This is a genomic window from Halodesulfovibrio sp., assembly GCF_015482765.1.
Classification (GTDB): Bacteria; Desulfobacterota; Desulfovibrionia; order Desulfovibrionales; family Desulfovibrionaceae; genus Halodesulfovibrio.
In genome coordinates, this window is record NZ_JADMLB010000038.1 from 1 (window position 1) to 15,449 (window position 15,449).

Genomic DNA, 15,449 nt, shown 5'->3' on the forward strand with positions numbered 1-15,449 from the left:
TCCACGCAGCGTACTCCAAAGATGAAAGCATCATGAGTAACTGCCATGTGCGAATTGCCTACGCTCCGAACAAAGTAGAAACGGCGAAGGTGCTCTCCGACATGACCGGTAAAACAACGGTCGTTACAAAGAAAACGTCTCTCTCCGGAAGCCGTTCCGGACATCTTGGCCGAGCAAGTGTGAGTGTTGGGGAAACTGGCCGCGCTCTGCTCACTCCGGATGAATGTATGAGACTTCCTGGCGCAAAGAAAGACACCAACATGCAGATCATTGAAGCCGGCGACATGCTCGTTTTCCCTGCCGGCTTCCCTCCAATCTACGGCAGACAGATCCTATACTTCCTCGATCCTGTCTTCTCTGAACGGGCGAAGGTGAAAGCACCACTAGCTTCCGATCGCCTTGTTCCGGAGGAAAAGAAAGAAGAAGGAAAAGACAGTTCCCCAGTCGTCTACACCGTTGAGCCAGCCGTAACAAAATCCTCCGAGCCGGATATTCCAGAGTACGACGTGGAAGACGAACCAGTCTTTGAAGAAGAAGCAACCTACGACGGTGAAGAACCGGATTTCGATGAATTTGAGATTGAAGAGCCTGACTTTGAGGAGAAATCATGCGCATAGCCGCCATACTCCTTTGCTGTGTCGCAGCTTTTCTTACAGTCGCTTTCAGTGCCGGCTACCGAGTAAATATGACCCGCTCCGAACCTGTCGGCTTGTATCGCCTTGTTCCAGACGCTCCAACACAAGGAGATTTAGCAGCCTTCTGCCTCTCTCCGGAGAACGCCTACACCGCGATCTCAAGTAATCGAAATTATCTTGGCACAAGCTCCCTCTGCTCTTCAGGACAAAAACCACTGTTAAAGGAAGTTGCAGGACTCGCTGGCGACTCAGTCACAGTCCATTCAAGCTTGATTCAAGTGAATGACACGCTCTTTATCCTTACGAGCCGAACACGCGACAAACAGGGAAGAGAGCTGCCTCGTAAACTACGAAGCGGTGTCATCTCAGAAGGCAAGGCGCTTCTACTCTCCACCCACCACAAAAACAGCTTTGACAGCAGATATTTTGGTCTTGTGAAAGCATCAACGCTCCACAAAGTAATTCCCATTTTCACCTTTAACTAAATGGAGTCAATCATGACAGTTACCACCGAACAGTACCTACGCGAAGCAGCCTTGCAGTCGGATTCAGACGCAACTGAACTGGCTGAATTCAACGAAGGCATTCCGGTTGACCCGGACGTAGCCGAACACATGGGCGCATTTGAAGAAGTCGCACTGCGCTTCAAAGATCTCGACAAACCTCTTGATCATGAGCTGCTTGAAAGAACCCTCAAGGAAGTGAGGTAATCGTGTATGTCAGCCAAAAGAAAACCGTTCCATCAGGAGTTTGCAGAACAGATTATCGACGACTTGAAAAAAGGCACCGCACCTTGGCAAAAGCCGTGGAAAGCCGGCGAATTCCATCCACCGTTCAATCCCATCTCTGGCACCGTCTACAGCGGCGTTAACTTTGTGTCGCTAGCCCGTGAAGGCATGGAAGATCCTCGTTTCGTGACCTTCAATCAAGCAAACTCTGAAGGATGGCGGATCAAAAAAGGATCAAAATCCCGCCCTGTAGTCTTCTGGCAATTCACCAAGGAAGAAACCGTCCTCGATGATAATGGCAAACCAGTATTAGACCAAAACGGAAAGCCACAAAAAGAGGAGTACACACTGGAGCGTCCTATTTTACGGTACGCCAGTGTCTTTCACGCCACTCAAGTTGAAGGGATGCCTGAATGGAAAGGACGGGATGTTAGCTGGAATCCGCACGAACGCAGTGAAGCGATTCTCGAAGGGTCCGGCGCATCCATTAGCCACGACCAGCGCGACCGCGCATTCTTCTCCTACACTTGGGATCAAATAAAACTTCCTCCCAAAGACAAGTTCGATTCCCAGGACAAATACTATGCCACGGCTCTTCATGAACTCGGGCATTGGACCGGCCATGAAAAACGCTGGAAAGGTAGCGAGCGCACCTTCGGCCCCAAAGGAACGCAAGAGTACGCACGCGAAGAATTGAACGCCGAAATCGGAAGTTGGATGACAGCTATGGAACTCGGCCTTGAGTATGATCGCGGCCAACACCTCGCCTACGTAGACAGCTGGATTCAAGCTCTTGAGAAAGACCCATACGAAATAATGCGCGCCTGCCAAACTGCAGAGCGCATTAAGGGGCACATGTTTGGCTTTGAAAAAGGTATCAAAATGGAAAACCAGAAAGAAGACATCACAAAGGAAAAGGTGAAAGAGCAAGAGCCTGAGCGCACATTTAGCCAGCCTGCTAAGGAAAAGACTTATCTTGCTGTTCCATATTCCCAAAAAGACGCTGCTAAAAAACTTGGAGCCAAATGGGATGGCAGAAAGAAGAGCTGGTACGCTCCAGAAGGTACGGATCTAACCTCATTTGGCCAATGGCTTCCTGATGGAAAACACAAAGAAGAAAAGCCTCAAATGTCCCCCGAACAAGAGTTCGCTCAAGCATTGCGTGAGGCAGGTCTGATTGTGGAAGGCTTACCTATTATGAACGGTGAACTTCAACGAGTTCGCGTTGAGGGGGGCAAGCAGAATAAGAAAGACGGTGCATACACCGGCTATCTAGACGGTCGCCCTGCCGGCTTTATTGAAAACCATAAAACCGGTCTGCGAACAAACTGGAAAGCAAACGGGCACAAGCTTTCTCCTGAAGCAATGGCCGAAATAAAAGCTAACGCTGCTATGAGGCAGGAAGCTCGCGACTTAGAGCGCAGAGAGGCACAGGAGCAAGCCGCAAAACGTGCGTATGCCAAGTGGAGAAACGCGAAAGGTTGGGCACCGGAGGATCAACCGTACCTTAAAAAGAAAGGGGTAAAGAGCCACGGTACTAAAATCGACATGCATGGCAATTTACTTATCCCGGGTCGCGATTCAAGCGGTCGTATCCAAACCATGCAGACCATCACCCCAGAAGGGAAACTCTTTGAATCCGGAGCAAAAAAACAAGGCGCATTCCACCTTATTTCGCACTATTCATCACCTTCAACAAAACAGCCGCTTCTCATTGCTGAAGGCTATGCAACGGCTGCCAGCATTCACGAAGCAACGCATAAACCGGTCGCAGTTGCATTCGACGCTGGGAACCTCGAACCAGTGGCAAAAGAGCTAAAAAAAGCGTTTCCAGACGCGCCATTCGTGTTTGTTGCAGATGATGATCATACCCAAGAAAACAATCCTGGTATCAACAAGGCTCATACAGCAGCAAAATCCGTGGATGGCGTCGTAGTCCAGCCAAAGCTGACCGAAGCTGAGAAAGCAAAAGGGCTCACTGACTTCAACGACATTCATCAAGAACGAGGTTTAAACGCCCTTAAAGTTGAGTTGAATGCCGGCATTCGCAAAGCGCTCAGCAAAACACAATGTCAGGAACTCATCCCGCAATAACACTCCAGCGTCCCGCACATCTGCGGGGCGCTCCCCCCATCCCACCAAACAAAAGGATACATAATGCGATTATTCATAGCTGAAAAACCCTCTCTTGGCCGCGCTATTGCTGAAGGACTCGGCAATTCTCAAAAACACGAAGGCTACATTACTTGCGGAAACGACACCGTGACATGGTGCTTCGGGCATTTGCTCGAGTTGGCTAATCCAGATGACTACAAACCTGAATGGAAAAAATGGGACGCAACTGCCCTCCCGATCATTCCTGAAGAGTGGAAAGTTCTCCCGCGCAAAGGAGTAGCTAGGCAGCTCAACGTTATTAAAAAACTTCTCAAAAAAGCTGACGTTGTCGTCAATGCCGGCGATCCGGATCGCGAAGGCCAGCTTCTCGTTGACGAAGTACTCAACCACTTCAACTACACAGGAAACACGCAGAGAATCTGGCTTGCGTCTCTTGATGAAAAATCCGTCTCTAAAGCGCTCAGCTCCCTGAAGGACAACAAAGAATACGCTACACTTTCACAAGCAGCGCTTGCCCGTTCCAGAGCTGATTGGCTGACCGGAATCAACGCAACTCGCGCAATGACATTGCTTGGCCGTTCCAAGGGGATGCAGGGTGTGTTGTCTCTTGGCCGAGTACAAACTCCTACCCTAAACCTGATCGTCACACGCGACAAAACGATCGCTAATTTTAAGCCACAAAAATACGCGGTCGTTCAGGCTACATTGAATCACGAAAACGGATCTTTCAAAGCACAGCTTCAGCCTTCAGAAGACATGACAGGACTAGACGAAGAAGGTCGTCTCATTGATACGGTAAAAGCTGAAGCAATTGCAAAAGAGACGGCAAGTCAGACAGGAACAATAGTTGAAACTACCTCGCAAAAAAAGACCGTTCATCCACCGCTGCCGCATTGTCTATCCTCTCTGCAGAAAGCTGCTTCAGCAAAGTTCGGCATGTCGGCCAAGGAGGTTCTGGACATTGCGCAGCGTCTCTATGAAAAAAAGCTGACAACATACCCACGTTCTGATTGCCGTTATCTTCCTGAAGAACAGTTCGATGATGCTCCACGCATTCTTCAGGCACTCTCTTCGACTCCAGTATTTGAAGAAGCAAATCCTGAAATGACGTCGAAAGCCTGGAACACAAAAAAAGTGACAGCTCACCACGGCATCATTCCAACCGGACAAGTACCGGCAAATATTCCGGCCGGAGAAGCAAAACTTTTCGAGCTGATTAGTACGACCTATGCCCTTCAGTTCCATCTACCGCGCATCTATGAGGCAAAGAAAATTGTTTCAGAGATTGCTGGCTATCTCTGGGCAACAACAGGCCAGACGACACTCGAGGCTGGCTGGACAAAATTTGACAAGCAACCGGAAGAGCAAACACTACCAGTTGTTAAAAAAGCTGATGATGTTTCATGCTCGGAGTCAAAAGTTGAGATGAAACAAACAAAGCCTCCTGCAAAATTTACAGAGGGCACACTCATCGCTGCTATGGCCAACATCCACCGCTTCATTGATGACGCTGAAGCTAAAAAGACTTTGAAGGAAAACGAAGGCATCGGCACAGAAGCTACACGCGCCGGCATTATTGAGACGCTTAAACAACGAGGGTACATCAAGGCCGATAAAAAGAATCTTATCTCAACCGAACTCGGTCAACACATTATCGGCCTTACCCCTGAACAGCTAAAAGATCCGATCACAACAGCGCTCTGGGAATCTCGTCTGAGCGCGATCGCTGATGGCTCAGAAGAGTTCGACACATTCATGGCAGATCAAGCGCACTTACTGCCAATCCTTATTACGCCAATTACAGAATCTGCTGGCACAGGGCTACAAGGACATCCCTGCCCAGAATGCGGCAAAGGGTTGCGTCGCCTTCCGTCTAAAAAAGAGAAAGGGAAATTCTTCTGGGCCTGCTTTGAACACGACAAGCCTGTGTTTCTACCAGACATAAAAGGGAAGCCTGGAACAAAACAACCAAAGACAAAACCACTTCAAGCTCCATGCCCTGAAGAAGGCTGCGACAAAGTAATGCGCCGCTTCGAATCCAAAAAGAAAAAAGGCAAATTCTTCTGGGTCTGCGAGAATAAAGAGCACCCGCTTAGAAGTGATGATGGCGGGAAACCAGGTAAGGCTTTTGGAGATAACTAATGTCGAAATCTACTCAGCAAAAATCAAATAAAAGCATCAGCACAACACCACTTACAGAAAAGTTCATTGCCTTCTGCAGTGAGTATTTCAACATCACTTCAGATGATACAGAGACGTCCTTTGTAATGCTTCTGGTGCCAAAAGGTAATTTAATAGAGTCTATCCCTGAGCGCATGTACTCTATCGTTAATAAACTTGATGGAGAGAAGTATATCCTTGGTCATTCTTCTGGAGAAAAAACTCACCTCAGCAGAGGTCTAAATACAGCACGGACTATTCTTTTTAAGTGCATAAAAAAGCAGAGAATAGCCTTTAAAAACATTGTGAATGCAACTCACTGCCTTCATACATGCATGAGCCAACTGATAAATATTCCAGAGCATAAGATCACAGAAGAAACGATCTCGATAGTTGAAACAAATATTAATATCGCAACGTATTGTATGCTTTATGCTGGATTTACAAACAAACTGATCATCAAAATACGAGATCAGTATATAGCTCCCAACTATCTTTTATCTGTGGTGAAAGACCTTTTATCAATTCTTAATACAGGGTGCACGCCAGAGGTTGAGGGAGAACAAGAATACATTAAGCCCAAAAAATTCTGTTTAACAAAAACAGATCGAGAACAAATTATTCTACTGCTTGAACAAGCTGCAACGATTGATAAAAAAATGATTAGATATGAGTTCACAATAAGAAATGGGGGAGATACAGAATACGAAAAAATGTACAAGCAATCTCGTGCTAAACTTCAAGCTGCCGCCATAATTTGCTTATCGTGTGCATAAATTTAAAAATCATTCATGAGGCGGCTAAACGATATGTAAGTAGTCATGGGCTGTCTGCCTCGATAGAGGCTATTAGGCTGTTACTTCCAGAAATAAATTCTGCGCCTTCCCAAAACATTGTGCACAAGAAAAAATAATGAAGAAATAAGATCCCCTTGAACGTTAGTCGATAAAGCAAACAAGGGGATCATTATTTGATCAATTTGATTTCATTTCATACTTACTATGCCTTTACCCACGCGATATTTAGTCCAAAATTTTCTTCGGGCCTACATAACGATGGAGTAACTAGACTCTATATTCATCGTCCCTAAAGCAACCTGCACTCTATCACCTAGCTATTCTAAACCGTTATTAGCAGATGACAGTACGACATCACCTGAAGGAACTATTCGGCTGAAATCTGAATCATGGATTTCATTTTTCTTCTCAAACCTAAACAATTCGTTATCGACCATCCTTTTCAGTGTTATATCTATAAGCAAGGTCTGATTAGGCTTCAATATTTCCTGAATAGAATGTCCATTAGAACGAAACTCTATTGGCAAATAATAGCTAAACCCCTCATCTGGTCTTGCATTAATACGAATACCAACATGATCTAGTTCTTTCATTTTAGTATAGTTCAAATAGTATGTTAACACACTAGAGTCGTAATTAAATTGTCGATCTTGATAAAAGCCATTAGGCAGTTCATTAGGTACATACCTATCGCCTGCCAAAAGAATCATATCATAATCATCAACAACATTTCCTCTGTCATCCTTTATTCGAAAAACTAACATCGTGAACTGGTCATCATGCTGCTGTATCGATTTATTACTAGCCTCAAATTTTGCTATTAAATCAGTATAAGCAACTTTTGACTCTACCTTCAGACAGTCACAAATCATTCCCACCACAGGCTTATTTGTATCTGGAAAAACTATACTGCGCATAATACCATATTCATCACCTGAATGACTTGCCTCAGGAACAAGTGCTAGAGCGGACTTCGGAGTCTTGTTTATCCCGTCTTCAGGTTTAAGCAATACTACATTGGCTCCATCATAACCTTTGGCTGCACCTTCTCCATTTTGAACCAAATTCACCACCTGGTAGTTCAAGTTGGCACTAGATACTCTAATAACACCATCTGACCCAGGTTCAGTTAAATAATGGTTAATAAAGTCAAATGCTTTTCTATCACGAAAATCACCTGTCAACACAAATGGATAACATCCAACTTCTGGAAGATTATAGTCTTTCCAAGGAATATTTAGTGCAAACTGTTCGCTACTTCCAAGCTGCAGCCAACGTAAAACCTTCACGCCTTGCTCCAACCCAGTCTTAAGTTTCTTGAAAATGCGAAGTAAACGCTTGCTCCCAAGTGCAGCCAATGCTGAGCCATGGTTTGCTGGAGCCAGCATTACCAAGTGCTTTAATGGGCAACCTGCAAGATTCGTCTGCCCAAAAAATAAATGCATCCATAATCTAACAACAGGGCCACCTGTCGAATGGGCGATGCAAGAAAACTCTTCATCACCAATAGTATCCTTTCGAGCCTGTTCAAAAGCACGCGCAATATCGTCAAGAGTAACTTCGTCATTAAAACTTACATAACGCCCTAAATAAATATGGCGTACATCCAAATCCATATCTTCAGGAGCTTGAGCAACCAGTGCTGCTGGCAACTCTCCATAGGTACTAAAGTCTGTCACACTCCAACCATGAACAAAAACTAACTTCATTCTGCATGCTCCATTTCTTTAACCGCTTCATTAACCGCCTGAACTTCATCTTCTACAGGCATTTCACATGCTGCAGCACTTTGAGCCCATTCGCTTGCAACTTGTTCCCAATTAATCGGGCGCTCTTTTTCATGAATCCATACATCCCAAAAACCAGGATCATCAGAATCTGGACGACGCTCTTTATCCAGTCGATGCGACTGAATCAAAATTGGAAGCTTAGAAGCAGCCCCAAGCAAAACGTAATGACTCGTAGGCAAACAAGGAAGCTCTCGAAGCAAACCACGACTAGTGTCGGGCACTAATCGTGCGATTAATTCCTGATCTCGATCATTCGTAATTCGATGCAGCATAAAACTATTGCATTGTGACAATACAGTCTCAGACAACTCTGATGGTCGTTGTGATGATAGCAATAACCCAATACCAAACTTACGCCCTTCTCTTGCAATGCGCTCAAAAGTAGCTTTACACATTTCAGAAGGCGTAGGAATGTCCTCATTTCTCTTCGAATGTTTTGAGATAAAAGTATGAGCTTCTTCTAATACAAGTACAGTAGGCAAGTTACGCTTGTTCTCATCAGCTTTTCTGTAACGCTGATGAGCTTCAAGGATAAGTCGAGAGGTGACGGCAATCACTAAGTGTAATATTTCGTGTGGCACTAAAGATAAGTCGAGAACAGCAACTTGCCCATTCCAAGCATTATTACCACCAATTATGTTATTCAACCATTCTTCAAGCGTCGGACTATTATCAGGAGCAATAATCCCACTCATACGAGAGTCAGAAAGGATAGCTTTAATTCTCAACAACATTGTTGAGATAAACTGTCCTGGATTGCTAGGTTCACTTATTGAAATTAATTCTAAGTGATCTGCAAGCTGACGTAGTACAAAAGGAGTTGGAATATCTTCATTGACGCAATCCACCTCTTTTTCTTCAGCAAAACAATCCAAAATACTTTCACAAAAACCTATAATTTGCTCAATCTTAGTTGCTGTAAGGCGTTTATAAAGATCCTCTATCTTATCTAAACACTCTACTAACTCTTTTACATAACTAACCCACTCTTCTTTTTCGTCACTCTCCTTTAAATAAAAATTAAAGTCGAACTTAGCTGACTCTAAAGCACTTCCGCAATCCTGCTTATCTCTCCACAATGACACTCCACCGTGCCGAAACCTCCAGAGTAATGAACGCAAAATGCGTGCCCTAACCCACACTTTCCCTTCAACATCCAACTCAACACAACCTCCAGTGCCAGTCCTTAACTCCCTTAGAGCTTTTTGCAACAATGGTCGCTGTGTCTTAGCAGCTGCTTGAGCAATAGAAGCCCACTCACTGCTATTCCACATCCAAGCTGGTAGTTTGAAAGGTTCAAAACCTCCTAAAGAGTCAGTTTGAACTTTAAAAACGCGGCTATTCTTAAAACACCTAGAATACTCACCATTTGGATCTAAAACTATAAAGCGCGCATTGGGCGGCCCTGCTTCTTCTTTACTCTGTAGACCTTCTTGAGCACTAGCCAATGCAGACTGAATTATACCTGCAACAGTACACGACTTACCACTTCCTGTATTACCTAACACAGCAAGGTGACGTCCAAACAAGGTATCTGGATTAACTGAAATGCTTGCATTGTGCGCTGTTGGGCAAGTCCCAACTGGCATGCGAGCATTTTCGGAATTACCAGTTACAATTGCTCGAAGTTGTTCTGCTGTAGGCAAAATCACCAAATCCCCCACTGATGGGTATGATTGAACTCCTCGCTCTAATTTCCATTGATGTTTCTGTATGCCACTTAGAGTCCCCATAGGGCACACACTCATTTTACGTAACGGAAAAGGTAAATCAATTAACCCAAAGTCATCATAACCTTTTCTTTTCGGATATGCTGACCGCTCAATGCCTATCCAAGTAACAATACCAACAATTGCACCTGTTTCACTTGGAAGAAGCACATAGTTATTTAACTTAGGAAAGCCTACCGGAATACCTTCGGCAAAGGCTGTTGATTTCGGAGAATCAATATCGAGTAAGACACTGATACTCTCAGGCGAAACACTTTCAACAGTCCCTACGGTTCTTAACGAAATATGCGAAATGGGGGTGGTCATTATTTTACCTAACTATCTTTTACTTCTTTAAGCAGCTGAACCAGTGCCTTCTATTTTTTGGGGAACAAACATACGTCTAGCAATTTCAGCTTCCCTAAACTTCAAAACATCCACAGACGGCTGAGGTAAATAATTTTCAACCAAGTTTTCAATATCTGAAAAGTGCTTGCCAATTAGCAATGTTATTTGCTGTTTTCTGCCCACTTTTTGACAGAATCTTTCAATTCTTCCTCCTGCATTATCGTATGATATGATTACGACATGAGTTGAAGGGATAGTCAGCATATCTTCAATCACACGATTAATATGCTCATCTCCAAATCCATATCCGTAGACGACAAGGGCTGAGTTCGGTTGGCAAACCGTTGCAGCATAATCACGGAATAACTCTACATATGGATACTCAGATGTTTCTCTATCTTTTGCTGAATTGGGATAAATCATTACAGAATCACTCACTTCAGAGTTGAACTCCGGATGATCTATTGGTGCTCCAAACGGCAAGCCAACCCTCCTGACGACCCCATTGGTATATTTCCAATCAAGTGAACCATGGAGTTTTGTTAAACGCACAACACCTTCTAAATATCTAGGCTCGCCACGTATTCCTGGAGGATTATAATGCATATCTACATTCACACGGGAAGATCTAAAAACAGGCTCCAAGCATCCAACAAAGCGATCTACAACGCGTATCCCTGCTAAGTCACAACCGTGTTCAATTAATCTTTCATAATTTGTTGTAAAAATATTTAAGCGCTCACGAGATGCTGTTCTGTTAGCGAAACTAAGTAAAAAAGAAACGAGTAAGTCTGTTGCAGTCAGTTTCTCAACATATTCACCTGCTTCCTCTTCCCTCTTTTCTTCACTTATCTCCTCAGCTATAGCAGACTCCACCGCTTTTTTTTCATAAAATTTATCTCGTAAATTTATCTCAGTTTCAGATATTGATTTTAAGAAATCGCTCATAAGCTCGTTAATTGCGGCATCTAGTTCGCTACAATCCTCATGTTCTAAAATCTTCAATCCTTCCAACAATAAATTTGCTACTCGAATTCGATCTTCAACATTCGGCTCCCCACGCCCTGCGACAATCGTGTATTCCCTTACCTTCTTTTCTAACAAGTCAGCCCTTGGGAAATTATCATAAGTTGCCTGCATGCTAGCAACACTAGTCCCAGCTTTACTGGCAATAGCTGTAGTAAAACCACTACCGAGCAACAGCGATAGGTGCTCACTTTGAAAAATAGCAGCTAGCCAAGGTTTAATTAGCTGCACAAGGTGTTGCTTCATTTCTACTTTCGGAAAATTTCCAAAGTCCTCTTCCTCCTCAATTACTTCTTGCTCGTTAATCCGAACAAAGTTCTTTTCCCACTTACTCATAAAAATCTCACTATCAATATAAATTTTAAATAAAATACTAAGTAGTTATTGCAAAAATCAATATCGTTTGAGGAATCACATGTCTATAAATTATAAAATACGACGATAGAGCACTCCCTCTAATAAATACATAACGCCCTGACTTACGCGACCCATGCCCTTCAGTTCCAGCCTATACACACTTATAACAAAGCCCCCTGCAAAACATTCACAGAGGGCACACTCTTCACAGCTATGCTAGCATTCAGCACTTTATCGATGACACAGAAGCAAAGAAAACGCTAAAAGAACATGAAAACATAGGTACTGAAGCTATACGTGTAGGTATTATTGAAACTATGAAACAGCGCGACATACAAATGCTGACAAAAAAATCTCGCTTCAACTGCACTTGGCACAAACACCATCCCGCGAACTCCAGAAAAACTAAAAATCCGATTCAAAAGCCTCTGGACATCCCCTCTGAGTGGAATCGCTGATGGCTCAGAAGCGTTCGACACATTCAGGTCCAATTAAGTACAGCTGTTATCAACTCTGACAACCTCAATCTCTGAATCATCTGAATCGAACCTACAAAACACTAACCATAACCAGTTAAAATAAAAAACAACATTTACAATGCTATCAATTCCTCTTATAAATTTACAAATAATTTTGTTATATTTATAAACAATTATTTTCATAAATTCTCACAACGAGGTGGTAAATGTCTTTCGGAGATTGGATTGGTAGTAGCTTACGAGAAATCGATATGTTTGAATCAAAAGCTGCACAAAAATTTCTTAATAGTTCGACAACAAACAGCTTGGTAGCGTTATGTGCTCTTTTCCTCATATGGGCACCTATCTTGTCAGCTTATCCAGGGATTATTCCCTTTTTAAAGCAGGTACCAGAACAGTCCAGAAATATTCTTATGATTTCAGCACAGCTTTCTGTCTTAATTTTTTTTGTTCTAGCAATTGTAAGTAATACAAGAATGAAACAGATCTCCTTTGGATCTATATCATATATGTTCCCTCAAATATGCGTTGAAAATGGATCCTATAGAAGTGTTTACATAAGGGCACTAAACGGACTTAGATTCGCGGAATACCTGCAACGCTCTGAAGTTACAATACAACAGTTACATTTATTGTTGCCTACGAATAAAGCAATTAACGAGTTCTATAACAATACAAAATCTGACTCATCAACGCGAATAAACTTGGTTACTGACTACAAAAAAACGATAAGCATTATCCAGATGAACAAAAATTTAACAATCGATATATTTAAACAACTTGAAGCAACAGGAAAGATCACAAATTTCTTATATTCAGAAGTTGATGCCTTCAGTCTAGATTTTTGTGCAATTGCAAACCGAGGGGAAGCGTGCATCACTGGTAGATATACTCCAAAACGAGAAAGGGCCGTTGATTCGGGGCTCGCCTCTTCAGCATGGATCGAATACAGTAGCTATATTAAATCTAAGCTTACGGATGACTTTGAACAACTCAAGTTATGTTCATTTCTGGTGTATGAAGGCTCGAAAGAGAAAGGTGCATCTAGTTAATTGAAAAGCATAAATAATCAATTAATATAATCTGATGCGCCATGAAACATTCCTACTTTGAAAGAGGCGGGCCTGCCAACAAAAAATGCTACTCCTTGCCTAAGCTACTGCGAGTAGTAAATTAGCAACACTACTTGGGCAATATTTTGATATTCATTTTGATGATGGAATGTTGTTATACATTACAGCAACTATTCTAAATCAAATTCCTAAATCAATGCAATTGAATGTTAAGCAGGCATTGCATATAGTTGACTATAACTCTGAACAACTCTGGGATACCTTAAAGAGCTAAAGAAAGATGAACGCACTTGATCACAATTATATACTTTTCACGTTAGACAGTTGCAGATGGGATTCCTTAACTGAGGCATTAAAACTTATCCCTCGCCACCAATTCAACTTTAAAAGAGCCTACGCCCAAAGCACCTACACCTACCCAGCTCATTTATCATTATACCAAGGAATCCTTCCTTCTGTTCACGAAGCGATTCCCTATTACAACAGATTCAAAAAAGCATTATTTAGAATTGCTCACAGAAGCGCAACAGCGCAAAGTTTAGTGCAATTCAAGGCAGGAACAAGCAGTATTGTCTCTGGTTTTAATTCAAGCGGTTATTTTACCCTTTGCTTAGGTGCAGTAAACTGGTTTGAGCACCCTGCTCTTTCAAACGAATTTCAAAAATTTCATTTCACTGGCTGTTGCTTAAAAAAACAGCTTGCAATATTAGGCAATTACTTAGAACTCTGCTCTACTCCCGTTTTTAGCGTTGTTAATATTGGAGAAACACACGACCCATACGAGTTTGGAGGAACTATCCCGCCATCCTTAAATTCCCGTGAAATTATGAGAAAGTTTAAAGATTATGGATACCTAACCAAAGATCATCAAAAACAAATAGCAGCCTGTAATTACGTTATAACCCTGTTAAAAGAGTTCGTATTAACCCTTCAGCAATTATCACGCGGAACTATATTGATCATATGTGGCGACCATGGTGAGTGTTTTGGTGAAGACGCCCTATACGGGCATGGGTTTTATCATAAAAAAATTATGGAAGTACCTCTATCCATAACACAGCACAACACAACAATTCTTAATAATGATTAACTCTTACGACTACATATTTGACAAAAAAGGCAATATCTACACAGTACGTGGTAAAACCCAGACAGGTGTTGTCGCAACTTTAACATACTACAAATCACAACAACGCCTTACGAGAGAGAAAAAAGCCTGTTCTTACAAAAAACTTAATATTAACCCACTAGAGCATAGTATCTCTGAATTCGAAATTCCATACTCCAAGATAACTAAAGTCGTTCCATTTTCATCTAGAAATCAGAGAATCCTCGACCTGCAGTCCCCTTTCAGTTCTATATGTCAGAGAATAGTTCAAAACTGCCAAGCCGATGTATACCTTTTCGGCTCAAGGCTGCTCCAGCTAGAAAAAACGACTTCAGACTTTGACTACATTATCGACACCACTGAACGCATCGAAGAGATAACACAATATATTGCTATGTTTTCAGAAGTTTCTAACCTTAGTAATTCAAGAATCTCGAAAAGAGCCAGCCGATATAGGCTAGATTCACCGGGTATTGAGCATGAAACAGCAATCTGGCTTGCCAAAAACTGTACATCCTACATTAATGTTAATGGACAAGAAATAGGGATTTTTTTCACTAACACCAAGTATTCATGTCCTTTTATCCCTTCCTGCGTTAACAACTTGGCAAAACATAATTTCTCTGGATACTTTATTCATACAGCAGAGAGCTGCTATATGCCCCGCATACTCAAGGTCAAAAACGAATTTGAAGAAATTAGGGTAATAACTACCTCTTGGCTACTGTTCAACGCAACACAATGGCAAGGATACGTTCAGTTAACAAATTTATTTCATCTATCAGACAACTACTATTTCTTCTCAAATAATCATTCACAGATATCCTTTGAATAACAAAAATAAGATGATAAACACCTTTAGCCCTCGCCTAAAACACCCTATTTTTAAGCTTCTAAGTAGGTAAGTTATCTCTCCAACGACTCCACCACGGTTAAAGGCCGTTTTTTATTTCGCTTTTAAAGACTGACGAACAGCTCACGACAGTTTTTTATTTACTTGAACTGTCTGACGTTGTTACCCCCATCCTCCCAGCCTTCTATCTTCATTTTGCAATTGACAAGATAGTACGCCTAATCGATCATTCACTTTGCAGATATTATTGAGCTTTTTATCAGCCATCCAA

General features: G+C 42.5%; 12 protein-coding genes. 9 read left to right on the forward strand and 3 right to left on the reverse strand.

The window, feature by feature from the left end; genetic code table 11:
- The 6 genes from QZY95_RS05525 to QZY95_RS05550 form a co-directional block, all read left to right on the forward strand.
- The coding region (locus tag QZY95_RS05525; protein ID WP_290920348.1) for a type IV secretory system conjugative DNA transfer family protein at positions 1-617 on the forward strand (617 nt) is incomplete at its 5' end.
- Positions 608-1,120 carry a conjugative transfer signal peptidase TraF gene (traF, locus tag QZY95_RS05530; RefSeq protein ID WP_290920350.1) on the forward strand — a complete coding sequence of 171 codons (513 nt, stop codon included), beginning with the start codon at positions 608-610 and terminating at the stop codon, positions 1,118-1,120. The genes QZY95_RS05525 and traF, both read left to right, overlap by 10 nt.
- A gap of 12 nt (positions 1,121-1,132) precedes the next feature.
- Entirely contained in the window at positions 1,133-1,345 is a 213-nt protein-coding gene (locus tag QZY95_RS05535) for a hypothetical protein (protein WP_290920353.1), read from the forward strand.
- A gap of 6 nt (positions 1,346-1,351) precedes the next feature.
- A complete protein-coding gene (locus tag QZY95_RS05540) occupies positions 1,352-3,457 on the forward strand; it encodes a zincin-like metallopeptidase domain-containing protein (RefSeq protein ID WP_290920355.1) in 2,106 nt (701 codons plus the stop codon).
- 63 nt (positions 3,458-3,520) lie between these two features.
- The gene (locus tag QZY95_RS05545) at positions 3,521-5,620 is read left to right on the forward strand and encodes a DNA topoisomerase 3 (protein ID WP_290920358.1); all 2,100 of its coding nucleotides are present in this window, start codon (positions 3,521-3,523) and stop codon (positions 5,618-5,620) included.
- A complete protein-coding gene (locus tag QZY95_RS05550; protein WP_290920360.1) occupies positions 5,620-6,414 on the forward strand; it encodes a hypothetical protein in 795 nt (264 codons plus the stop codon). Before QZY95_RS05545 ends, QZY95_RS05550 begins: the two co-directional genes overlap by 1 nt.
- 338 nt (positions 6,415-6,752) lie before the next feature.
- Here QZY95_RS05550 and QZY95_RS05555 read toward each other — a convergent pair whose 3' ends face one another.
- From QZY95_RS05555 to QZY95_RS05565, 3 genes are read right to left on the reverse strand one after another with little or no spacing between them, the layout of a single operon-like run.
- Positions 6,753-8,144: a hypothetical protein gene (locus tag QZY95_RS05555; RefSeq protein ID WP_290920363.1), complete on the reverse strand. Its 1,392-nt coding sequence runs from the start codon at positions 8,142-8,144 to the stop codon at positions 6,753-6,755.
- The gene (locus QZY95_RS05560) at positions 8,141-10,261 is read right to left on the reverse strand and encodes an ATP-binding protein (RefSeq protein ID WP_290920366.1); all 2,121 of its coding nucleotides are present in this window, start codon (positions 10,259-10,261) and stop codon (positions 8,141-8,143) included. The genes QZY95_RS05555 and QZY95_RS05560 overlap by 4 nt, the downstream gene beginning before the upstream one ends.
- Positions 10,262-10,288: 27 nt before the next feature.
- Positions 10,289-11,644 carry an SIR2 family protein gene (locus QZY95_RS05565; protein ID WP_290920368.1) on the reverse strand — a complete coding sequence of 452 codons (1,356 nt, stop codon included), beginning with the start codon at positions 11,642-11,644 and terminating at the stop codon, positions 10,289-10,291.
- A 706-nt stretch (positions 11,645-12,350) separates the two neighbouring features.
- Between QZY95_RS05565 and QZY95_RS05570 the strand changes: the two genes are divergently transcribed.
- The 3 genes from QZY95_RS05570 (at position 12,351) to QZY95_RS05580 (ending at position 15,160) form a co-directional block, all read left to right on the forward strand.
- Positions 12,351-13,196 (forward strand): hypothetical protein, encoded by an 846-nt coding sequence (locus tag QZY95_RS05570; protein ID WP_290920371.1) that lies wholly within the window; start codon positions 12,351-12,353, stop codon positions 13,194-13,196.
- 301 nt (positions 13,197-13,497) lie between these two features.
- Positions 13,498-14,307 carry a sulfatase-like hydrolase/transferase gene (locus QZY95_RS05575; RefSeq protein ID WP_290920372.1) on the forward strand — a complete coding sequence of 270 codons (810 nt, stop codon included), beginning with the start codon at positions 13,498-13,500 and terminating at the stop codon, positions 14,305-14,307.
- Positions 14,300-15,160 carry a hypothetical protein gene (locus QZY95_RS05580; RefSeq protein WP_290920375.1) on the forward strand — a complete coding sequence of 287 codons (861 nt, stop codon included), beginning with the start codon at positions 14,300-14,302 and terminating at the stop codon, positions 15,158-15,160. Before QZY95_RS05575 ends, QZY95_RS05580 begins: the two co-directional genes overlap by 8 nt.
- The last annotated feature ends 289 nt before the right edge of the window (positions 15,161-15,449 follow it).